The organism is Lysobacter sp. 5GHs7-4, assembly GCF_021284765.1.
Taxonomy (GTDB): domain Bacteria; phylum Pseudomonadota; class Gammaproteobacteria; order Xanthomonadales; family Xanthomonadaceae; genus Lysobacter.
Map to the genome: position 1 here is coordinate 2,540,583 of NZ_CP089924.1, position 22,176 is coordinate 2,562,758.

Annotated in this window: 15 protein-coding genes; 4 read left to right on the forward strand and 11 right to left on the reverse strand. The window is 68.9% G+C overall.

Going from position 1 to position 22,176, the window contains the following annotated elements; all coding sequences use genetic code 11:
• Window positions 1–13: 13 nt before the first annotated feature.
• From LVB77_RS11530 to LVB77_RS11545, 4 genes are all read right to left on the reverse strand, one after another.
• Complete coding sequence (locus LVB77_RS11530; protein ID WP_232906258.1) at window positions 14–715, reverse strand: hypothetical protein; 702 nt, start codon at window positions 713–715, stop codon at window positions 14–16.
• A gap of 205 nt (window positions 716–920) precedes the next feature.
• Complete coding sequence (gene metH, locus LVB77_RS11535; protein ID WP_232906259.1) at window positions 921–3,605, reverse strand: methionine synthase; 2,685 nt, start codon at window positions 3,603–3,605, stop codon at window positions 921–923.
• Window positions 3,606–3,667: 62 nt separating this feature from the next.
• Complete coding sequence (locus LVB77_RS11540) at window positions 3,668–4,780, reverse strand: homocysteine S-methyltransferase family protein (protein ID WP_232906260.1); 1,113 nt, start codon at window positions 4,778–4,780, stop codon at window positions 3,668–3,670.
• Between the two features lie 2 nt (window positions 4,781–4,782).
• Window positions 4,783–5,811, reverse strand: a complete 1,029-nt coding sequence (locus LVB77_RS11545) for a metalloregulator ArsR/SmtB family transcription factor (protein ID WP_343226198.1) — start codon at window positions 5,809–5,811, stop codon at window positions 4,783–4,785.
• A 275-nt stretch (window positions 5,812–6,086) separates the two neighbouring features.
• Here LVB77_RS11545 and LVB77_RS11550 point away from each other — a divergent pair, with 275 nt between their 5' ends.
• The 4 genes from LVB77_RS11550 (at window position 6,087) to LVB77_RS11565 (ending at window position 14,636) form a co-directional block, all read left to right on the forward strand.
• Window positions 6,087–7,307 carry an acyl-CoA dehydrogenase family protein gene (locus LVB77_RS11550; protein ID WP_343226236.1) on the forward strand — a complete coding sequence of 407 codons (1,221 nt, stop codon included), beginning with the start codon at window positions 6,087–6,089 and terminating at the stop codon, window positions 7,305–7,307.
• Between the two features lie 215 nt (window positions 7,308–7,522).
• Window positions 7,523–12,541, forward strand: a complete 5,019-nt coding sequence (locus LVB77_RS11555) for an NAD-glutamate dehydrogenase domain-containing protein (RefSeq protein ID WP_232906262.1) — start codon at window positions 7,523–7,525, stop codon at window positions 12,539–12,541.
• A gap of 219 nt (window positions 12,542–12,760) precedes the next feature.
• A complete protein-coding gene (locus LVB77_RS11560) occupies window positions 12,761–13,531 on the forward strand; it encodes an NAD kinase (protein ID WP_232906263.1) in 771 nt (256 codons plus the stop codon).
• Window positions 13,532–13,730: 199 nt separating this feature from the next.
• Window positions 13,731–14,636 (forward strand): 5'-nucleotidase, encoded by a 906-nt coding sequence (locus LVB77_RS11565; protein WP_232906264.1) that lies wholly within the window; start codon window positions 13,731–13,733, stop codon window positions 14,634–14,636.
• Between the two features lie 18 nt (window positions 14,637–14,654).
• On the opposite strand, the gene LVB77_RS11570 is transcribed toward LVB77_RS11565, so the two are convergent.
• From LVB77_RS11570 to LVB77_RS11600, 7 genes are all read right to left on the reverse strand, one after another.
• Window positions 14,655–15,215: a DUF2939 domain-containing protein gene (locus LVB77_RS11570; protein ID WP_232906265.1), complete on the reverse strand. Its 561-nt coding sequence runs from the start codon at window positions 15,213–15,215 to the stop codon at window positions 14,655–14,657.
• Between the two features lie 419 nt (window positions 15,216–15,634).
• Complete coding sequence (locus LVB77_RS11575) at window positions 15,635–16,321, reverse strand: DUF2461 domain-containing protein (protein ID WP_232906266.1); 687 nt, start codon at window positions 16,319–16,321, stop codon at window positions 15,635–15,637.
• Window positions 16,322–16,413: 92 nt separating this feature from the next.
• Window positions 16,414–17,859, reverse strand: coding sequence for an exodeoxyribonuclease I (gene sbcB / locus LVB77_RS11580; RefSeq protein ID WP_232906267.1), 1,446 nt, complete (start codon window positions 17,857–17,859; stop codon window positions 16,414–16,416).
• Between the two features lie 4 nt (window positions 17,860–17,863).
• Window positions 17,864–19,234, reverse strand: a complete 1,371-nt coding sequence (locus tag LVB77_RS11585) for an NAD(P)/FAD-dependent oxidoreductase (RefSeq protein WP_232906268.1) — start codon at window positions 19,232–19,234, stop codon at window positions 17,864–17,866.
• Window positions 19,235–19,323: 89 nt separating this feature from the next.
• Entirely contained in the window at window positions 19,324–19,623 is a 300-nt protein-coding gene (locus LVB77_RS11590) for a GIY-YIG nuclease family protein (protein ID WP_232906269.1), read from the reverse strand.
• A gap of 166 nt (window positions 19,624–19,789) precedes the next feature.
• A complete protein-coding gene (kynU, locus tag LVB77_RS11595) occupies window positions 19,790–21,076 on the reverse strand; it encodes a kynureninase (protein ID WP_232906270.1) in 1,287 nt (428 codons plus the stop codon).
• A gap of 82 nt (window positions 21,077–21,158) precedes the next feature.
• Complete coding sequence (locus LVB77_RS11600; protein WP_232906271.1) at window positions 21,159–22,169, reverse strand: amidohydrolase family protein; 1,011 nt, start codon at window positions 22,167–22,169, stop codon at window positions 21,159–21,161.
• Window positions 22,170–22,176 lie beyond the last annotated feature (7 nt).

Below are 22,176 nucleotides of genomic sequence, written 5' to 3' on the forward strand. Positions count from 1 at the left end.
GCGCCGGCCGCGCTCAGCCGAAGCGCGACAGCGCCTCGTGGCTCAGTTCGCGCACCGTCGACACGCCCAGGTCGCGCAGGATGCGATGGGTGCGGTGCGGCAGCGGCGATTCGTCGATGTCGTGCGGGGCGATGTTCTTGCCGGGCACGCCGGACAGGAATTCGATGCCGGCCGCGGCATAGCAGTGCTGCACCAGCGCCGAGCAGTACAGCGCGCCTTCCTTGGCCAGCAGGTTGCTGCGCCGGCGCAGGCGCCGGCTGTGCATCGCCATCAGAGTGCCGACCAGTTCGCTGATCGAATAGCTGGACAGGCCCGACAGCAGATCCAGGCCGGCGACCTGGATCTTGCGGATTTGTTCCTCGTCCAGGCCGAAGTCGAGGATGGCGATGTTGGGGAAGGCCTCGGCGTCGTAGTAGCGCTCGACGCGGTTCTCCTGCACGCCCAGGCGGATCTGGCGGTAGCGCAGGTCCAGGTCGGACTCGATCACCCACCAATGGCCGTCGACGCGGCGTTCGCTGAAGACGAAAGCGTGCGACCACAGGCTGCGGTGGCCGTCGGCGGTGAGCGGCGCCTGCGCCTTGCGGATCAGCTTGTTGATGAAGTCGCGGCCGCCGCACAGGCCGATGCGGCCGGGGCCGGCGTATTTTTCGATGAAGGCGGCGTTGCCCAGCGCGTCGGCGCCGTCGTCGTCGGGCAGGGGCAGCGGTTCGCTCATCGGGCCACTCGGCAGGACGGTCGCGGCGCGGGAGGCGCCGGCATCGGTTCGTATCCTAGCCGCCGGCGGGCGCATGCGGCGAGCGCGGCGGCGCGGACGTTCAAAGCGGCGCGGCGATGCGGGTCGCCTGCGGCTCACCGCATCCTACGGGTAGGGTGCGGTGGTAGCCGCGCCATCGCTAAGCTTCGTGGCGATGCGGTCGCGGTTACTCGGGGTCGTAGTCCAGGTTCGAGGCCAGCCAGCGCTCGGCCTGGGCCAGGCTCACGCCCTTGCGGCGGGCGTAGTCCTCGACCTGTTCCTTGTTGACCCGCCCGACCACGAAGTACTGGCTGCCCGGGTGGCTGAAGTAGTAGCCCGAGACCGCCGCGGCCGGGTACATGGCGTAGCTTTCGGTCAGCTGCAGACCGGCCTTGTTCTCGGCGTCGAGCAGGCGGAACAGGGTGACCTTCTCGCTGTGCTCGGGGCAGGCCGGATAGCCCGGGGCGGGGCGGATGCCGCGGTAGCCTTCGTCGATCAGGCTGTCGTTGCTCAGCGCCTCGTCGGCGGCGTAGCCCCAGAACTCCTTGCGCACGCGCTCGTGCAGACGCTCGGCCAGCGCCTCGGCGAAACGGTCGGCCAGGGCCTTGAGCAGGATCGCGTTGTAGTCGTCGTGGTCGGCCTCGAAACGCGCCACGTGCGGCTCGATGCCCAGGCCCGCGGTCACCGCGAAGCCGCCGATCCAGTCCTGGCGGCCGCTGTCCTGCGGCGCGACGAAGTCGGCCAGGCAGAAGTCCGGGCGGTCGGCGGGCTTGTCGACCTGCTGGCGCAGGAAGTGCAGCACCGTGCCGGCCTCGTCGCCCAGCACCACGTCGTCGCCGACGCTGTTGGCCGGCCACAGGCCGAACACCGCCTTGGCCGAAATCCACTTCTCCTCGACGATGCGCTTGAGCATGGCGCGCGCGTCGCGGTAGAGCTCGGTGGCCTGGGCGCCGACGACTTCGTCGGTGAGGATCGCGGGGTAACGGCCGGCCAGTTCCCAGGTGTTGAAGAACGGCGTCCAATCGATGTAGTCGACCAGCTCGGCCAGCGGATAGTCGTCGAACACGTGCAGGCCGGGCTGGTTCGGCGCCGGCGGCACGTAGTCGTTCCAGCCGCCGTCGTAGCGCTGGCCGCGCGCCTTCTCCAGCGACACCAGGCGCTTGCCGTCGCCGCGGTTGCGGTGGCGTTCGCGGATCTCGGCATAGTCGGAGGCGTTGGCGGCGACGAAGGGCTCGCGCAGTTCGATCGAGATCAGCGACTGCGCCACGCCCACGGCGCGCGAGGCGTCCTTGACCCAGATCGTCGGCGATTTGTAATGCGGATCGATCTTCAGCGCGGTGTGCGCGCGCGAGGTGGTGGCGCCGCCGATCAGCAGCGGCATGGTGAAGCCCTGGCGCTGCATCTCGCGGGCGACGTGGCTCATTTCCTCCAGCGACGGCGTGATCAGGCCGGACAGGCCGATCAGATCGGCGTTCTCCGCCTTGGCGCGGTCCAGGATGGTCTGCGCGGGCACCATCACGCCCAGGTCGACCACCTCGAAGTTGTTGCAGGCCAGGACCACGCCGACGATGTTCTTGCCGATGTCGTGCACGTCGCCCTTGACCGTGGCCATGACGATCTTGCCGTTGGACTTGCCGGCGTCGCCGGTGCGCAGCTTCTCGGCCTCGATGTAGGGCAGCAGGTAGGCCACGGCCTTCTTCATCACCCGCGCCGACTTCACCACCTGCGGCAGGAACATCTTGCCGGCGCCGAACAGGTCGCCGACCACGTTCATGCCGGCCATCAGCGGGCCCTCGATCACGTCCAGCGGACGCGTGGACTCGGTGCGCGCAGCCTCGGTGTCCTCCTCGATCCACTGGTCGATGCCGTGCACCAGCGAGTGGCTGAGGCGGTCGCGCACCGGGCGCTCGCGCCAGGCCAGGTCCTCGACCTTCTTCTCGCCCTTCTTGCCCTTGTAGCGGTCGGCGATCTCCAACAGGCGTTCGGTGCCGTCGGCGCGGCGGTTCAGCACCACGTCCTCGACGCGTTCGCGCAGGTCCGCGTCCAGGTCGTCGTACAGCGGCAGCGCGCCGGCGTTGACGATGCCCATGTCCATGCCGGCCTTGATGGCGTGGTACAGGAACACCACGTGGATGGCCTGGCGCACCACCTCGTTGCCGCGGAACGAGAACGAGACGTTGGAGACGCCGCCGGAGATATGGCTGTACGGGAAGCGGCGCTTGAGCTCGCGGGTGGCCTCGATGAAGTCGACCGCGTAGTTGTTGTGCTCCTCGATGCCGGTGGCGATCGCGAACACGTTGGGGTCGAAGATGATGTCCTCGGGCGGAAAGCCGATCTCCTGCGTCAGCAGCTTGTAGGCGCGCGAACAGATGTCGACCTTGCGATCGATGGTGTCGGCCTGGCCGACCTCGTCGAAGGCCATCACCACCACGGCCGCGCCGTAGCGGCGCACCAGCCGCGCCTGGCGCAGGAACTCGTCCTCGCCTTCCTTCATCGAGATCGAGTTGACGATGCCCTTGCCCTGCAGGCACTTCAGGCCGGCCTCGATTACGCTCCACTTGGAGCTGTCGACCATCACCGGCACGCGCGCGATGTCGGGCTCGGCGGCGATCAGGTTGAGGTAGTCGACCATCGCCTTCTCGGAATCGAGCAGGCCTTCGTCCATGTTGACGTCGATGACCTGGGCGCCGTTCTCGACCTGCTGGCGCGCGACCACCACCGCCTCGTCCAGGCGGCCCTCCATGATCAGTTTCTTGAACTGCGCGCTGCCGGTGACGTTGGTGCGTTCGCCGACATTGACGAAGTTGCTTTCGGGCGTGATCTGCAGCGGTTCGAGGCCGCTGAGGCGGGTCTGGCGGGGGAGTGCGGTCATTGCGTGGGATTACTCTTCGATTCGGTCGTGTCGTACGAGGCGTAAACGGGCGGCGGGCGGCGTCACGCCGCCTCGGCGCTGATCACCTGCGGCAGGCGGCGCGGTTCCACGCCCTCGACCACGGCCGCGATCGCGGCGATGTGCGCAGGCGTGGTGCCGCAGCAGCCGCCGACCAGGTTGAGCAGGCCGGCCTGGGCGAACTCGGACAGCACCGCGGCCATGTCTTCCGGGGTTTCGTCGTAGCCGCCGAAGGCGTTGGGCAGGCCGGCGTTGGGGTGCGCGCTGACGTAGGCGTCGGCGACCTGGGCCAGCACGTCGACGTGCACGCGCAGGTCCTTGGCGCCGAGCGCGCAGTTCAGGCCGATGGTCATCGGCTGCACGTGCCGCAGCGAGTACCAGAACGCTTCGGCGGTCTGGCCCGACAGGGTGCGGCCGGAGGCGTCGGTGATGGTGCCGGAGATCATCAGCGGCAGGCGCGCGCCACGCGCGTCGAAGGCCTCCTCGACCGCGAACACCGCCGCCTTGGCGTTGAGGGTGTCGAAGATGGTCTCGACCATGATCACATCGCTTCCGCCGTCGATGAGGCCGTCGACGGCCTCTCGGTAGGCGATGCGCAACTCGTCGAAGGTCACCGCGCGATAGCCGGGGCGGTTCACGTCCGGGCTCAGCGAGGCGGTGCGGCTGGTCGGGCCGAGCACGCCGATCACGAAGCGCGGTTGCGAGGGCGTCAACGCCTCGGCGGCGTCGCAGGCCTCGCGCGCCAGGCGCGCGCCGGTGGCGTTGAGCTCGTAGGCCAGATGCTCCAGGCCGTAGTCGGCCAGCGAGATCGTGGTCGAGTTGAAGGTGTTGGTCTCGATCAGGTCGGCGCCGGCGGCCAGGTACTCGCCGTGGATGCCGGAGATGATCTCGGGGCGGGTCAGGCTGAGCAGGTCGTTGTTGCCGCGCTGGTCGCGCGCGCAGCCGCAGCCTTCGCCGTGTTCGTGACCGGCCTCGGCCTCCGGCGCGCGCTGGCCGTCGTAGCCCTGCGCGAAGCGCTCGCCGCGGTAGGCGGTTTCGTCCAGTTCGTGGCGCTGGATCATGGTGCCCATCGCGCCGTCCATGACCAGGATGCGCGCGGCGAGCGCGTCCTGCAGCGCTTGCGCGCGGGTGGGGTTGAGCCAGGGCAGGATTTTCATGGTCAGGCCTTCTTGGAGGGCTTGCGTGCCGGAGTCTCGGCGGCGGGTTTGCGTGCGGATGCCTCGTTCCCGACCGGCTTGCGCGCGGACACATCCTTTTCGGTCGGCTTGCGCGCGATCAGGGCGATCACCTCGAAATGCGGCGGGCGGCGCTCGCGGGTCACGGTTTCGCAGCTGACGATCTCGAAGCCGGCCTTGGTGGCGAACTTCTGCAGCTCCTTTTCGGCGAAACCCAGATTGACGTGGCCGTACGCGGCGACCACGCCGCGGTGCTCGTGGCGGGCCAGGCTGGTCAGCAGCAGGCGGCCGCCGGGACGCAGCACGCGTTCGGCTTCGGCCACGGCCTGCGCCGGGTGTTCGGCGTAAGTGAGCGCGTGCATCAGCACCACCAGGTCGAAGCTGTGGTCCGGGAACGGCAGCGCGTGCATGTCGCCTTCGCGCACCTCGACGTTGTCGAGCCGGCGCAGCCGCTCGGACGCCGCGGCCACGACCTTGGTGCTGGCATCCAGGCACAGGTAGCGGTTGGAGTGCGGCGCCAGCAGTTCGGCCAGCACGCCGTCGCCGGAGGCGATGTCGAGCACGTCGCCGGGTTGCAGCAGCGGCACCGCCGAACGCGCCAGCGCCTCCCAGGTGCGGCCCGGCGAGTAATGGCGCTCCATGTCGCCGGCGACCGAGTCGGCCCAGTTCTGGTCGGCCGCGCGCATCGACAGCACCGCCGCCACGCGCTCGGCGTCCTGGCGCAGCAGCGGGTCGTCGCTGCCGGTGCTCAGGGTCTGCCACAGCGCGCGTTGCGCCTGGTCCAGCGCGCCCTCGTCGAAACGGTAGTAAGCCGACACGCCGGCGCGGCGGTCGCGCACCAGGCCGGCCTCCTTGAGCTTGGACAAATGGGTCGAGACCCGCGGCTGGGCCAGGCGGGTGATCGCCGACAGTTCGGCCACGGTCAGCTCTTCGCGTTCCAGCAGGGTCAGCAGACGCACGCGGGTGGCGTCGGCGAACACCTTGAGTCGGGACGACCAGCCTTCGAGGTCCATGGGAATCCGGGTTTGAGGAGGAGGGTGGGCGAGGCGTCGAGGGGCGGGCGGGGGAGGGGCTGGCCCGATTCCCGTCCGCGGTCTTCCATCAACCTATCGCGATACAGCGATAAGTGTCCTCCGCGCGCCCGACAGGGTCAAGTCTTGCGCCGCACTCGATGCAGCCGGCGTTGGGCTTGGGAGGTGGGGTTATTCGGCGCGCGCGGCTACAATTCGCACGGCGGCCGCGGATCGATGGCCGCGGTGCGATCCGTGCCGAGGCCGATGGCCTGCGGATCCCTGTTCCGGGAGCGGTTTCCAGGCCCTCCCACCCCAGAACCAGCAGAGGTGCCGACGTGGATTTTGGCTTTACCGAAGAGCAGTTGATGATCCAGGACGTGGCGCGCCGTATCGCCCAGGAAAAGATTGCTCCCAGCGCCGAGCACCACGATCACACCGGCGAATTCCCGCTCGAGAACATCCGCACCCTGGGCGAAAACGGCCTGATGGGCATCGAGGTGCCGGCCGAGTACGGCGGCGCCGGCATGGACCCGATCAGCTATGTGCTGGCCATGGTCGAGATCGCCGCGGCCGACGCCGCCCACTCGACCATCGTGTCGGTGAACAATTCGCTGTTCTGCAACGGCATTCTCAAGTTCGGCACCGAGGCGCAGAAGCAGCTGTACGTGCGCGCCATCGCCGAGGGCCGCGAGATCGGCGCCTTCGCCCTGACCGAGCCGCAGTCCGGTTCCGACGCCACCGCGATGCGCTGCAAGGCGGTCAAGCAGGCCGACGGCACGTTCGTGATCAACGGCAAGAAGAGCTGGATCACCTCCGGCCCGGTCGCCAAGTACATCGTGCTGTTCGCGATGACCGACCCCGACAAGGGCGCGCGCGGCATCACCGCGTTCATGATCGACACCGCCAAGCCGGGCTTCCACCGCGGCAAGACCGAGCCCAAGCTCGGCATCCGCGCCTCGGCCACCTGCGAGATCGAGTTCGAGGACTACGTCGCCGCCGCCGAGGACGTGCTGGGCGACGAAGGCCACGGCTTCAAGATCGCCATGGGCGTGCTGGACGCGGGCCGCATCGGCATCGCCAGCCAGGCCATCGGCATCGCCCGCGCCGCTTACGAGGCCACCCTGGCCTACGTGCGCGAGCGCAAGGCCTTCGGCCAGCCGATCGGCGCGTTCCAGATGACCCAGGCCAAGATCGCCGACATGAAGTGCAAGCTCGATGCGGCCCTGCTGCTGACCTTGCGCGCGGCCTGGCAGAAAGGCCAGACCGAAAAGAACGGCGGCCGTTTCAGCAACGAGGCCGCGATCGCCAAGCTCACCGCCTCCGAGGCGGCGATGTGGATCGCCCACCAGGCCGTGCAGATCCACGGCGGCATGGGCTATTCCAAGGAAATGCCGCTGGAGCGCTACTTCCGCGACGCCAAGATCACCGAGATCTACGAAGGCACCAGCGAGATCCAGCGCCTGGTGATCGCCCGCAACGAAACCGGTCTGCGCTGATCGCTACCGCATGAAACGTACCGGCTCTTACCGAGTCACCGCCTCACCCGGGGACCGCGGCCGCGGTCACCGGGTATCAATGACCGCCAAACGCGACGTGGGCCGCCCGGCCCGCGGACGCGTCGCCGTGCATCGCATCGTCACGCCGTCGCACTGATTCTCTTCACGGCCCACGCGCGAGCGTGGGCCTCATTCCATCGGACCTCCAAGTTCCCATGAGCAGCAAACCCAAAGCCGCGAAACCGACCGCCAAGGCCGCCCCGAAATCCGCCACCGCCAAGGCGGCCGACAGCAAGCCGGTCGCCAAGCGCGCCGCCAGCCAGCCGCCCGCGCCCAAGAGCGAAGCGGTGTCGCTGGAACCGATCACCGCCGCGATGCGCAAGCGCCTGCCCAAGGCGCGCCACGCCGAGGCCGAGGCCTTCGCCCAGGCCTTCTACCGCCGCATGAGCGGCGACGAGCTGCCGCAGCACAGCCCCGACGGCTGGGCGGCGCTGGCCAGCGACTTCCTCGAGTTCGCGCGCGCGCGCAAGACCGGCAAGGCGCTGGTGCGCCTGTTCAATCCGACCCTGAAGACCCACGGTTGGGAGTCGGCGCACACCGTGCTGCAGATCGCCAACGACGACATGCCGTTCCTGGTCGACTCGGTCACCATGACCCTGGCCGAGCAGGGCATCGGCGTGCACGTGCTGGGCCATCCGGTGGTGACCTTCCGTCGCGACAAGGCCGGCAAGATCGTCGCCGTCGGCGAAGGCGTGGCCGAATCGCTGATGCACCTGGAGATCGACCGCCAGTCCGCCGAGGCCATGCCGCGCGTGCAGAAGGCGCTGGAAGCCGTGCTCGAGGACGTGCGCGCGATCGTGCGCGACTGGGCGCAGATGCGCGACAAGATGGGCGAGGTCGCGCAGGCCCTGGGCGGGCGCACGCTGCCGGTCGGCGACGAGGGCCGCCAGGAGGCGCAGGAGTTCCTGCGCTGGGCCGCCGACAACCATTTCACCTTCCTGGGTTACCGCGAGTACGAGGTGACCAAGAAGAACGGCCAGGAAGTGCTGTGCGCGGTGCCCGACAGCGGCCTGGGCCTGCTGCGCGGCCACGACGCCGGCAAGCCGCGCCCGCTGACCTCGCTGGCCGCGCACTACATGCCGCAGTCGGGTTCGGTCGATGCCTTGATCCTGACCAAGACCAATGCGCGCTCCACCGTGCACCGTCCCGGCTACATGGACTACATCGGCGTGCTCAGCTTCGACGCCGCCGGCAAGCCGGTGCGCGAGGAGCGCTTCATCGGCCTGTACACCTCCAGCGCCTACAACCGCCGCCCCTGGGACATCCCGCTGGTGCGCCAGCGCCACGCCTACGTGATGGAGCAGTCCGGCCTGTCGTCCGACAGCCATAGCGGCAAGGCGCTGCGCCACATCCTGGAAACCCTGCCGCGCGACGAGCTGTTCCAGTCCGGTGGCGAGGAACTGCTGCGCACCTCCACGGGCATCCTCGGCCTGCAGGAGCGCGTGCGCAGCAAGCTGTTCCTGCGCCGCGACCGCTACGGCCGCTTCTTCTCCGGCCTGGTCTACATCCCGCGCGACCGCTTCAACACCGATGTGCGCCTGCGCATCGAGGCCATGCTCAAGCGCATGCTGCACGGCGAGCAGGTCGATACCACGGTGCTCATCGGCGAATCGCCGCTGGCCCAGCTGCACCTGATCGTGCGTCCGAAGTCGGGCGAGGCGATCCAGATCGACAACGCCGCGATCGAGGCCGAACTGGCGCAGATCGTGCGCGACCGCCGCGACGAACTGCGCGAGGCTCTGGTCGCGCGCCACGGCGAGGAGCGCGGTCTGGCCCTGGCCAATCAGTACGGCCGCGCGCTGCCGACCGGCTACGTCGACGAAGTGTCGGCCGCGGCCGCCGCCGACGACATCGAGCACCTGGCCGCGCTCAGCGGTCCGGACGACCTGCGCCTCAACCTGCGCCGCGTCGGCACGGGCGAGGGCGGCCTGCGCTTCAAGTTCTACCGCCAGCACGACGACATTCCGCTGTCGGACGCGCTGCCGATGATGGAGAACATGGGTCTGCGGGTGATCTCCGAGCACCCCTACCGCCTGACCGCCGGCGACACGCCGCTGTACATCCAGGACTTCGAGGTCGAGACCGTCGGCGCCGACGTCGACGTGTCGCGCCTGGACGAGACCTTCGAGGACGCGTTCGGCCAGATCTGGCGCGGCAACGCCGAGAACGACGGCTTCAACCGCCTGATCCTGGCCGCCAACCTGTCCTGGCGCCAGGTCGCGATGCTGCGCGCGTACTGCAAGTACCTGCTGCAGGTCGGCGTGCCGTTCTCGCAGAGCTACGTCGAGGAAACCTTCTTCCGCTATCCCTTGCTGGCGCGACTGCTGGTGGAGCTGTTCGAGGCCCGCTTCGATCCGTGCACCGGCAAGGAAAGCAAGGCCGAGATCAAGGCCGGCATCGAGCGTCTGACCCAGCAGCTGCAGGCCCTGGCCGGCGGCGACGCGGCGGTGCTGGCGGCGTTGCAGCCGGTGATCGACGCGCGCAACGGCAAGCGCGAGCAGCAGGTCGACATCACCCGGTCCACCCTCAAGGGCCTGTTGGACCGCGTGTCCAGCCTGGACGAGGACCGCATCCTGCGCAGCTTCATCGGCGTGATCGACGCCACCCTGCGCACCAGCTACTACCAGCGCGCGGCTAACGGCGGCGAGCGCGGCTACGTCAGCTACAAGTTCGATTCGGCGCAGGTGCCGGACCTGCCCAAGCCGCGTCCGTACCGCGAGATCTTCGTCTACGGCCCGCGCGTGGAAGGCGTGCACCTGCGCTTCGGCCCGGTCGCGCGCGGCGGCCTGCGCTGGTCGGACCGCCGCGAGGACTTCCGCACCGAGGTGCTGGGCCTGGTCAAGGCGCAGATGGTCAAGAACACGGTGATCGTGCCGGTCGGCTCCAAGGGCGGCTTCTTCGCCAAGCGTCCGCCGGTCGGCGGCGACCGCGACGCCGTGCTGGCCGAAGGCATCGCCTGCTACAAGATGTTCATCAACGGCCTGCTCGACATCACCGACAACATCGTCGACGGCAAGATCGTGCCGCCGCGCGACGTGGTCCGCCACGACAACGACGATCCCTACCTGGTCGTCGCCGCCGACAAGGGCACGGCCACGTTCTCCGACATCGCCAACGGCATCGCCGCCGAGCACGGCTTCTGGCTCGACGACGCCTTCGCTTCGGGCGGTTCGGTCGGTTACGACCACAAGGGCATGGGCATCACCGCCAAGGGCGCCTGGGAGTCGGTCAAGCGCCACTTCCGCAGCCTCGGCCGCGACAGCCAGACCCAGGATTTCACCACCGTCGGCATCGGCGACATGTCCGGCGACGTGTTCGGCAACGGCATGCTGCTGAGCGAGCACATCCGCCTGCTGGCCGCGTTCGACCACCGCCACATCTTCCTCGACCCGAACCCGGACGCGGCGCGCACCTTCAAGGAACGCGACCGCATGTTCAAGCTGCCGCGTTCGAGCTGGGACGACTACGACAAGAAGCTGATCAGCAAGGGCGGCGGCGTGTACCCGCGTTCGGCCAAGTCGATCCCGCTGTCGCCGGAAATCAAGGCCGCGCTGGGCATCGATGCCGGCGTGAGCGCGATGAGCCCGACCGAGCTGATGAGCGCGATCCTCAAGGCACCGGTGGACCTGCTGTGGAACGGCGGCATCGGCACCTACGTCAAGGCCAGCAGCGAGAGCAACGGCGACGTCGGCGACCGCGCCAACAACGCCCTGCGCGTGAACGGCAACGAGCTGCGCTGCAAGATGGTGGGCGAGGGCGGCAACCTGGGCCTGACCCAGCTGGGCCGCATCGAGGCGGCGCTGCACGGCGTGCTGCTCAACACCGACTTCATCGACAACTCGGCCGGCGTGGACACCTCGGACCACGAGGTCAACATCAAGATCCTGCTCAACGGCCAGGTCCAGACCAAGAAGCTGACCCTGCCCGAGCGCAACAAGCTGCTGGCCTCGATGACCGACGAGGTCGCCGGGCTGGTGCTCAACGACAACTACCGCCAGAACCAGGCGATCAGCCTGATGGAGCGCATGAGCCTGTCGCGCCTGGGCTCCAAGCAGCACTTCATCCGCACGCTGGAATCGCAGGGCCTGCTCGACCGCCAGATCGAGTTCCTGCCCAGCGATGCCGAGATCGCCGAGCGCAAGGCGCGCGGCCAGGGCCTGACCCGTCCGGAACTGTCGGTGCTGCTGTCGTACTCCAAGCTGGTGGCGTTCCAGCAGTTGCTGGATTCGGACGTGCCGGAAGATCCGTACCTGTCCAAGGAACTGGTGCGCTACTTCCCCGAGCCGCTGCAGAAGAAGTACGCCAAGGCGATGGAGAACCACCGCCTGAAGCGCGAGATCATCGCCACCGCGGTCACCAACTCCACCATCAACCGCATGGGCGCGACCTTCCTGCTGCGCATGCAGGAAGACAGTGGCCGCACCCCGGGCGAGGTCGCCAAGGCCTTCACCATCACCCGCGAAACGCTGGACGCGCGCGAGCTGTGGGCGCAAATCGACGCGCTCGACGGCAAGGTCGCCGAGGCTACCCAGATCGACGCCCTGCAGGTGATCTGGAACCTGCAGCGTTCGTTCACGCGCTGGCTGTTGTCGCGTCCGGGTGCGATCCCGGACATCGCCACCGCGGTCGCGCGCTACCACGACGGCTTCAAGGACATCCGCGCCGGCAAGGGCATCCTCGGCGACGGCGAGCGTCCGGCCTACGAGGCCAGCTTCGCCGACTGGAAGGCCAAGGGCGTGCCGGTGGCGCTGGCCGACCAGCTCGCGGCGCTGCCGTACCTGGAGCCCAGCTGCGACGTGATCGAAGTGGCGCGCGAGCGCAAGCTCAAGCCGGCGGACGTGGCCAAGGTCCACTTCCGTCTCGGCGAGGCGCTGCGCCTGCCGTGGCTGCAGCAGCAGATCGACGCGCTCACCGTGGACGGCCGCTGGCATGCGGTCGCGCGCGGCGTGTTGCGCGAGGAGCTGGGCACGCAGCAGCGCATCCTGGTCGGCCAGGTCCTGGCCATGCCGGGCGCCAGCGCCGAGGCCAAGGTCAAGCAGTGGCTGGAACGCGACGACGTCTCGCTGCGTTTCACCCTGGCCATGCTCAACGAACTGGCCGCGCAGAAGACCCTGGATTACCCGACCGCCTCGGTGGCGGTGCAGCGTCTGTCGCAGCTGGCGTCGCGCGGTTGAGTTCCGCGTCCCTCTCCCGGTGGCGGGAGAGGGACGATCTCGGTTTGATGCCTGCTTTGGGGTAGGAGCGGCGTAAGCCGCGACCGCGTAGCTTCGGCTAGCACGCGGGTCGCGGCTTACGCCGCTCCTACCCCAAAGCATTCGTTCTGCGGAACCGCCGTCATCGGCATTTGTCTGGGCTCGGGTTATGCTGCGGTCGCCATCCGCCAGGATCCGCCGATGACATCCACGCCCCGCATCGCCTTCCTCGCCAGTCCCATCGACGACGCGCAGCGCGCGCTCGCCGACCTGATCGCGCTGCACGGCCAGCACGAACCGGCCGAGGCCGACACCCTGGTTGCGCTGGGCGGCGACGGTTTCATGCTGCAGACCCTGCATCGCTACGGCAGCCTCGGCAAACCCGTGTACGGCATGAAGCTGGGCACGGTCGGTTTCCTGATGAACCAGCTAGGCGACGGTTTGCTCGAACGTCTGGCCGCGGCCGAACCGGCGGTGCTGCGTCCGCTGGAGATGGTGGCGCTGACCGAGTCCGGCGCGACCGTGGGCTCGCTGGCCTACAACGAAGTCTCGCTGCTGCGCCAGACCCGCCAGGCCGCGCACCTGCGCATCGACCTCAACGGCCAGACCCGGCTGGACGAACTGATCTGCGACGGCGTGCTGGTGGCGACGCCGGCCGGCAGCACCGCCTACAACTTCTCCGCCCACGGCCCGATCCTGCCGCTGGGTTCCAGCGTGATCGCGTTGACGCCGATCGCCGCGTTCCGCCCGCGTCGTTGGCGTGGCGCCTTGCTCAAGGCGGACACCGAGGTGCGTTTTCGTGTGCTGGATCCCTACAAGCGTCCGGTCAGCGCGACGGCCGACTCGCACGAGGTGCGCGACGTGGTCGAGGTGATGATCCGCGAGTCGCTGGACCGCACGGTGACCCTGTTGTTCGACCCCGAGCACAATCTCGAAGAGCGCATGCTGATCGAGCAGTTCACCAGCGGTTGAGGCGGGCCATAGCGGCGCAGGCGCCGTGCCCTCTGTGGGAGCGGCGTAAGCCGCGATGGCTCCACGCGCGGTGAGACTTGCCCACGGGCCGAGACCTGCCCATGAGGGAATTGCGGCTTACGCCGCTGCCACAGAAATCACCAGCGGTACCCGTCACGCGTCGCAAGCGTTGAGACCCCGCACGAGGCACAATAGCCGCATGCCCGACCGCGACGCCGACCCCCTGATCGTAGCGATCTCCTCGCGAACCCTGTTCGACATGGAGGAGAGCCACCAGCTGTTCGAGCGCGAGGGCCTGGACGCGTACGCCAGCTTCCAGCGCCAGCACGAGGACGATCTGCTGGCGCCGGGCATCGCCTTCCCGCTGGTGCGCAAGCTGCTCGCGCTCAACGAGGGCGCGCCGTCGGAAGCGCCGCGGGTGGAGGTGATCCTGATCTCGCGCAATTCCGCCGACAGCGGCCTGCGCATCTTCAACTCGATCGCCCACCACGGGCTGTCGATCAAGCGCGCCGCCTTCAGCAACGGCGCACCGCCGTTCCCCTACATCAAGCCGTTCGGCGCCGATCTGTTCCTGTCGGCCAACGCCGAGGACGTGCGCAACGCGCTCAGCGCCGGCGTCGCCGCCGCCACGCTGTTGCCGGCGAAGGCGCCGCAGCAGCGCCACGACCAACTACGCATCGCCTTCGACGGCGACGCGGTGATCTTCGACGACGAAGGCGAGCGCGTGTCGCGCGAGGGCGGTCTGGCCGCGTTCGCCAAGCACGAGCGCGAGCACGCCGGCGAGCCGCTGTCGGGCGGCCCGTTCCGCGGCTTCCTGGACGCGCTGCACCGTTTGCAGGCGGCGTTCCCGATCGGGCCGGACGCGCCGATCCGCACCGCGCTGGTCACCGCGCGCTCGGTGCCGGCGCACGAGCGGGTGATCCGCACGCTGCGCGACTGGGGCATCCGCCTGGACGAGGCGCTGTTCCTGGGCGGCCGCGCCAAGGGCCCGTTCCTGGAAGCCTTCGGCGCCGACATCTTCTTCGACGATTCCGAGCACAACATCGTCTCGGCGCGCGATCACGTCGCCGCCGGCCACGTGCCGCACGGCGTCGCCAACCGCTGAGCGGTCGGCGCGCGCGCCTCAGGGCGCCGCGGTCTGGGGCTGGCCCAAGGGCAGGCGGATGTCGCTGAGCTTCCAGCTCAAGCCCGAACGCGTGAGCACGAACACCACCGGCTCGCCGTCGGCGTTGGCGACCGTGGCGGTGAAGCGCGAGGGCGATTCGTAACCGTACTTGGCGTCCTTGAGCGGATCGGCCGGCACGTTGGGCGCATACACGTCCTGGCCGCGACCGCCGCCGCCGAGGCGGTTGTAGAAATTGCGGCCTTCCAGCACCGCGCCGATGCCGACCGGTGTGGCCAGCGCATCGACCGCGCCGCCGGCCAGTCCGCCGGCCAGGCGCAGGGCGAGGGCGCCGAAGGGGTTGGCCTGCATCTCGACGCCGGCCTCACGCACCAGGTAGTCCTGCACCTGCGCCTTCAGGCTCAGGCGCAGCGCCGGGAAGTCGACGTGCTTGTTCAGCGCCGCAGTGTCTTGCTCCTGCACGGCTTTGCGGATCGCATTGACGGTCAGGTAGGGGCCGGCCGCGACGTAGCCGAGCAGCAGCGCCAGCGCCAGGACGAGCAGGGCGATCCACTTCTTCATGCCGGGACTTCCGCGCGACGGGCCTTCAGCTTAACGCCGGGGCCCGGGGCTTGCTTGAACACCGGCCTGTCGGCTTTGCACTAGGAGCGGCGTGAGCCGCGACCGAGCACCTGCCGCCACGTCGCAAGCCGGGATACGCAATGTAGGAGCTACGTAAGCTGCGACCGAGCATCTACGGCCATCGCGAAGTCACGGTACGGTCTGGGAGACGGCGTGAGCTGCGACTCGAATCGTCAAGTCGCCTTGGCCCGGCTGGCGGCGCTCGATCGTAACCAAGAGCAAATCCCCCTCAATCCCCCTTTTTCAAAGGGGGAGGCCGTGGTGCGGTGAGTGCGGATTCGCCGTCGCAGCTTGCGCAGCTCCGACCCTCTAAACGAAGCGGCGAACGGCGTGGGCGCAGCGCCTACCCAAGGCGCCGCTCAGAACTCCAGGTCCAGCGCGGCGCACAGGTAATCGGTGAACGGCGCCAGGCCGGTGAGGTCGGTTTCCAGCGCCTTCAGCAGGCGCGGGCCGGTCATGGTCTCGTCGTCGATCGCGCGCAGGGCGACGAAGTTCTTGCGGCGCAGATCCTGCGCGAACTCGAAATCGTCGGGGAAGCCGCGCGGCATCCGCACCAGCATTTCGTCCTCGTCCAGGTCGAAGCGGCGACGGAACTTGGGCTCGTGCGCGGCCGCCTTCCAGCTGCCCGGGTTGTCGAGAATGAAATGGCGGATGCGCCGCAGCGTGTCCGATTCCGGGTGCCACAGGCCGGAGGCGATGAAGCAGTTGCCGGGCTGCAGGTGGATGTAGAACGACGGCGCCTCGACTTGCCGCCCGCGCTCGTGGAACAGGCGCGCGCCTTGCCAGGTCTTGTACGGGGTCTTGTCGTTGGCGAAGCGCGTGTCGCGCTGGATCCGGAACAGCGAACCGCCGACGGTCTTGGGCTCGGCGCGGTAATGCTCGCTCACGCCCGCCAGTACCGGTTGCAGGTCGGTGAGCAGGCGCTGGAACGGCGCCCGCACCTGCTCGTCGTACTCGGACTTGTGGGCCTGGAACCACTCGCGCTCGTTGTGGCGCGCCAGGCCGCGCAGGAACTTGAAACTGGCGTCGGAAAAATAGCGGGCCATGGGGGCTGGGGCAAGGAGTGAGTGGAGAGGGGTGAGGAGCGAGTGGGCAAGACTAGCACCCCTGCCTTCGCTCACTTTTCACTACGCAGCGCTCACGTCTGCAGCTGGCCGTCGATATCGCGCCCCCACGCCTCCAGGCGGTCGAGCAGGGCCAGGCGTGCGCCGTCGCTGGCGTGGGTCAGGCGCAGCGCGGCCAGTTCGGCGTGGAAGCGCGTGTAGTCGTACTCGCCCAGGCCGGCGTCCTGGTACAGGCGGCGGCGCCGGTAATCGTTCCAGCGCTCGTGTTCGGCCGCCGACAGGGTCTCGGGCCAGTTGCGGGCGCGGTAGCGGAACAGCAGTTCCGGCAGGCGTGCGTCGCGGAAGCCGAACGCGGCCGTGCCCAGTTCGGCCGGCGGCGTGGTGCGCACCTGCGCGAACAGGCGCTTGTCGCCATCGCCGATGAAACCGTCGTAGAGCGAGGCGTCCACGTCCGCGGGCGCGCGTTCGCGCTCGGCGCCGAACACGCGGCGGACCTTGTCGGCCAGGGCCGGGCCGACCGCGCGCAGCACCGCGGCGCGGCGCTCGATCGTGGCTGGATCGATCTTCAGGCGCTGGAAGTCCGGCTCGCGCAGATGGTCCCAGGCGATCAGGGCCGGGCAGCGGTTGGTCTGCACTTCCTTCAGCGCCACCCGCGACTCGCCCTCGGGCAGATCGGCCAGCGGCGTGTACAGGCGATCGGCGATGGCGTCGGCGTCCAGGCTCAGCAGCGCGTCGGGTTCCTGGTCTAGGTCGAACACGATCACGCGGCTGTCGATGCGCGGATGGCGCGCGATCGGCAGCACCGCCGCCGCGCACAACCGGCTGGCCGGGAAACGCTGCGAGACGTGCAGCACCGGCGTCATCCCAACCACGTCGAGCATGCTGGCGGCGTAACGCTTGTCGCGCAGGCGCAGGGCGTAGTCCCACAGGCGCGGCTGCGCGGCCTTGAGCTTGCGCGCCAGCCCGATCAGGGCGCGTACGTCCGACAGCGCCTCGTGCGCGTCGCCCTCGCGCACGCCGTTGGCCAGGGCCAGGTGTTCGAGCTTGAACGAGGTCATCCCGTCCTCGCGCTGCGGCCAGACCAGGCCGTCGGGGCGCAGCGCGTGCGCCAGCCGCAGCACGTCAAGCAGGTCCCAGCGCGAGTTGCCGCCGCGCCATTCGCGCTCGTAGGCATCGTAGAAATTGCGGAACAGGCCGTAGCGCACGAACTCGTCGTCGAAGCGCAGCGAGTTGTAGCCCAGGCTGCAGGTCTCCGGGCGCGCCATCTCGTCGTAGATCAGGGCGAAGGCCTCGGCCTCGCTCACGCCGTCGCGCCAAGCGTCCTGCGGCGCGATGCCGGTGATCAGGGTCGCGGCGGGCGAGGGCAGCAGGTCGTCGGCGGGCTTGACGAACAGGCTGATCGGTTCCTCGACCTCGTTGAGCTCGGCGTCGGTGCGTATCGCCGCGAACTGGGCGATGCGCGTCGTGCGCGGGTCGGCGCCGTAGGTTTCCAGATCGTAGAACAGGAAGCTGGCGGGCATGCGCTCAGTCGTCCGCGGGCAGGGGCGACAGACGCTCGCGCACCGCGGCGTCGACGGCGTCCCAGTCCAGCGTGTCCAGGCTGTCGTGGCCGCGGGTCAGTTCCACCAGCAGCTCGCGCTGCAGGTTGCCGCGCTCGAACGCCACCGCGTAGGGCATGCGGTGGAACGTGACCATGGCGTAGCGCGGCATGAACCGGTCCGGGTGGCGCTCGGCCAGACGGCGCTCGAGGGCGCGCTGCAGCAGGTAGTCGTCGTCGTCGACGCGGTCGCGCATCTCCAGGTAGTTCTCCAGCGCCATGGCCTGGATCGCGCGCGCATCGGGCAGGCGCTGGGCCTGGAAGGCGGCGAACGCGGCGGCGCGGTCCTGGCCGTCCTCCAGATGCTGGGCCAGCGCCACGCAGTCCTCGAACGCGCAGTTCATGCCCTGGCCGTGGAACGGCACCATCGCGTGGGCGGCGTCGCCCAGCAGCACCGCGCGCTCGTCCAGGTGCCAGCGGTCCAGGTAGAGCGTGGCGAGCAGGCCGGCCGGGTTGCGTTCGAAATCCTGCTCCAGGTTCGGGATCAGCGGCAGCGCGTCGGCGAAGTCGCGTTCGAACAGCGCACGCGCCTGCGCGCCGTCGCGGACGCTGGCGAAACTGGGTTCGCCCTCGTTGGGCAGGAACAGGGTGACCGTGAAGGTGCGCTCGTCGTTGGGCAGGGCGATGCACATGTAGCGCCCGCGCGGCCAGATGTGCAGCGCATTGGGCTCGATGCTGAAGCCGCCGTCGGGCGCGGGCGGAATTTCCAATTCCTTGTACGAGTGGCCGAGGAACTCGGTGCGCTCGCCCAGGTCGGATGCGCGGTTCATCGCCGCGCGCAGCGCCGAACCGGCGCCGTCGGCGCCGACCAGGCTGCCGAAGCCGGTTTCGTGCACGCTGCCGTCGCGCTCGTCGAGGAAGCGTGCGATGCGCGCGTCGAAATCCACCGACTGCAGGCCGCGGTGGAAATGCAGCCGCGCGCCCGCGTCCTGCGCGATCTGCAGCAGGATCAGGTTGAGCTCGCCGCGGTGCACCGACCAGATCACCTCGCTGTCGTCGCGACCGTAACGCTGCAGGTCGGTACGGCCGTCGAGGAAGTGCACCATGCGCCCGCGCATCATCACCGCCTGCGCCATCACCGCCGCGTCCGCGCCGGCCAGGCGCAGCGCGTGCAGGCCGCGTTCGGCCAGGGCCAGGTTGATCGAGCGCCCGCCCTGGTACCCCTTCAGGCGCGGATCGCCGCGCTTCTCGTACACGTCCACGTCCCAGCCGCGCCGCGCGAGCAGGGTGGCCAGCAGGGCGCCGGCGAGGCCTGCGCCGATGATGGTGAGATGCTTGTCGCTTGCGGGTGTGTTCAAGGAACGTTTCCTGGGTTGCGCTTCGCAGACGGGTGCGGTTTCCGGTTGTCTATGCCGTCATTCCCGCGAACGCGGGAATCCAGCGACTTTCAGTCCCCGCCGACCAGCCCCGGCCAGCGGTCGTGCCAATAGGGGTTCTCTTTCTCGATCAGGTCGATTTTCCACTCGCGTTTCCACTTCTTGAGCTGCTTCTCGCGCCTGATCGCACTCTCGAACACGTCATGAAGCTCGAACCATACCAACTGATCGACGCCGTAGGTCTTGGTAAAACCCTCGGCGGCATGTTCACGGTGTTCCCATGCGCGCCGAATCAGGTCTCCGGTGACCCCGATGTACAGGGTGCCGTTGCGTTCGCTGGCCATGATGTAGACGGCGGGTGATTTGTTCATCCTGCTTGGGAGCAAAGTCGCTGGATTCCCGCGTTCGCGGGAATGACGGTCTTGGAGTTACGCAGTCCTCCAGTTACCCGGAAACGCCGAGATCAAACGGAACCCTCGTTCGCTGGAACAACGGCAGCGAGAGCAGCGTAGTGGCCATCGGCTTCGGTTCATAGGCTCACTTTCCGCGCCAACTCTCCACCACCTCCACAAACCGCCACACCTCCGCATGCGTGTTGTACAACGGCGCCGGCGAGATCCGGATCACGTCCGGTTCGCGCCAGTCGCCCAGCACGCCCTGATCGGCGAGGTACTCGAACAGCGCGCGGCCGGCGTCGCGGCCATGTAGGCCGCGGCCGCCGATCACGCGCAGCGACAGCTGGCAGCCGCGCTGGGCTGGGTCGGACGGGGTGGCGATCTGCAGTGTGTCGGAAAGGCGCTCGCGGATCAGCGCTTCCAGGTAGCCGGTCAGGCGCAGCGACTTGGCGCGCAAGGCCGGCATGCCGACGCGGTCGAACAGGTCCAACGAGGCGCGCAGCGGCGCCAGGCCGAGGATGGGCGGGTTGCTCAGCTGCCAGCCGTCGGCGCCGGGCGTGGGCACGAACTGCGGCCCCATGCGGAAGCGGGTGGCCGCCTCATGGCCCCACCAGCCGGCGAAACGCGGGCGCTCGCTGTGGGCGTGGCGTTCGTGCACGAAGCAACCGGCGACCGCGCCGGGACCGGAATTCAGGTACTTGTAATGGCACCACACCGCGAAATCCACGCCGCTGTCGTGCAGCGCCAACTCGCGGTTGCCGACCGCGTGCGCCAGGTCGAAGCCGCAGACCGCGCCCTGCGCATGCGCCAGGCGCGCGATCGTGGCCGGGTCGAAGGCCTGGCCGCTGCGGTACTGGATGCCCGGCCACAGCACCAGCGCCAGACGCGGTCCGTGCTCGGCGATCGCGCGCGCTATCGCTTCGGTGGAATAGGTGCCGCCCGGCAGGTCGGGTTCGAGTTCGATCAGATCGGTGGCCGGGTCGAAGCCGTGGAACTGGATCTGCGAGGCCACGGCGTGGCGGTCGGACGGGAACGCGCCGGCCTCGATCAGGATCGCCGGGCGCTCGCGCGTAGGCCGGTAGAAGCTGACCATCATCAGGTGCAGGTTGGCGGTCAGCGAGTTCATCGCCACCACCTCCGCCGGCCGCGCACCGACCAGGCGCGCCAGCGGTTCGCGCACCAGCTCGTGATACGACATCCACTGCGCCTGGCCGGTGAAATGGCCTTCGACGGCTTCGTGCTCCCACTTGCTCAGCACCTCCTCGACGTGCGCGCGCGCGCCGCGCGGCTGCAGACCCAGCGAATTTCCGCAGAAATACGCTTGTTCGCGGCCGCCGTGACGCGGCAGCAGGAATTCGCCGCGCAGGCTCGGCAGCGGATCGGCGGCATCCAGGGCGAGGGCGTGGTGTTCGGAGTACGGATCGGTCATGGATTCGGCGCGGTTTCGCGTTCGTAAGCGTGCAGGCGCAGGCGGTGCTGCACGAAGCAGTGAGGGGACGACATGGCCGCGATCAGGTGAAGCGCGACAGCGGCAGGCCCAGCCATTCCAGCGCGGTGCCGTGGTACAGGCGCGCCTGGTCGGCCGGCGCCAGCGACAGCGAGGCGATGCCGGCGCCGGGTTCCTGTTCGCCCAGCGGGAACGGGTAGTCGGTGCCCAGCATCACCCGCGACACGCCGCAGGTGTCGAGCAAGTATTGCAGTGCGCGCGGGTCGGCCACCCAGGAGTCGAAATACATGCGTCCCAGGTACTCGCGCGGATTGCGCGGGTTGTCGGTGGCCACCAGGTCCGGGCGCATGTTGAAACCGTGCTCGATGCGGCCGATGGTGTAGGGGAAGCTGCCGCCGCCGTGGGCCATGCAGATCTTCAGCTTGGGCAGGCGTTCCAGCACGCCGCCGAACACCAGGCAGCAGGCCGCGCGCGATTGTTCGGCCGGCATGCCGACCAGCCACGGCAGCCAGTACTTGGGCATGCTGGCCGTGCCCATCATGTCCCAGGGGTGGACCAGGATCGCCGCGCCCAGGTCGCTGGCGGCCTGGAAGAACTCGAACAGTTCCGGCGCGTCCAGGTTCCAGTCGTTGACGTGGCTGCCGATCTGCACGCCTTGCAGGCCCAGCTGGTCCATGCAGCGTTCCAGCTCCTGCACCGCCAGCCGCGGCGACTGCAGCGGCACGGTGCCGATGCCGGCGTAGTGGCGCGGGTGGGCGCGGCAGGTCTGCGCCATGTGGTCGTTGAGCGCCTGATGCAGTTCCAGCGCGTGATGCGGCTTGGCCCAGTAGCTGAACATCACCGGTACCGTGCTGATCACCTGCACCTGCACGCCGAAGCGCGCGTAGTCGTCGATGCGCTCCTGCGGATCCCAGGTCTTGGACCAGATTTCGCGGAAAAACTTGCCGTCCTTGTAGATGCGGTGGCGGCCGTCGTCGGTGTGATGGATCACCGGGAAGCGCTCGTCGCCGAACTTGCGCGCCAGGTCGGGCCAGTCGCGCGGCAGGTAATGGGCGTGGGTGTCGATCTTGAGCATGCGCCGA

Coding starts and splice junctions, on each gene's coding strand:
- kynU (WP_232906270.1), bottom strand. CDS start 21,076: ATGACCGATCCGTACTCCGAACACCACGCCCTCGCCCTGGATGCCGCC.
- LVB77_RS11575 (WP_232906266.1), bottom strand. CDS start 16,321: ATGGCCCGCTATTTTTCCGACGCCAGTTTCAAGTTCCTGCGCGGCCTG.
- LVB77_RS11590 (WP_232906269.1), bottom strand. CDS start 19,623: ATGAACAAATCACCCGCCGTCTACATCATGGCCAGCGAACGCAACGGC.
- LVB77_RS11565 (WP_232906264.1), top strand. CDS start 13,731: ATGCCCGACCGCGACGCCGACCCCCTGATCGTAGCGATCTCCTCGCGA.
- sbcB (WP_232906267.1), bottom strand. CDS start 17,859: ATGCCCGCCAGCTTCCTGTTCTACGATCTGGAAACCTACGGCGCCGAC.
- LVB77_RS11545 (WP_343226198.1), bottom strand. CDS start 5,811: ATGGACCTCGAAGGCTGGTCGTCCCGACTCAAGGTGTTCGCCGACGCC.
- LVB77_RS11600 (WP_232906271.1), bottom strand. CDS start 22,169: ATGCTCAAGATCGACACCCACGCCCATTACCTGCCGCGCGACTGGCCC.
- LVB77_RS11555 (WP_232906262.1), top strand. CDS start 7,523: ATGAGCAGCAAACCCAAAGCCGCGAAACCGACCGCCAAGGCCGCCCCG.
- LVB77_RS11570 (WP_232906265.1), bottom strand. CDS start 15,215: ATGAAGAAGTGGATCGCCCTGCTCGTCCTGGCGCTGGCGCTGCTGCTC.
- metH (WP_232906259.1), bottom strand. CDS start 3,605: ATGACCGCACTCCCCCGCCAGACCCGCCTCAGCGGCCTCGAACCGCTG.
- LVB77_RS11560 (WP_232906263.1), top strand. CDS start 12,761: ATGACATCCACGCCCCGCATCGCCTTCCTCGCCAGTCCCATCGACGAC.
- LVB77_RS11540 (WP_232906260.1), bottom strand. CDS start 4,780: ATGAAAATCCTGCCCTGGCTCAACCCCACCCGCGCGCAAGCGCTGCAG.
- LVB77_RS11530 (WP_232906258.1), bottom strand. CDS start 715: ATGAGCGAACCGCTGCCCCTGCCCGACGACGACGGCGCCGACGCGCTG.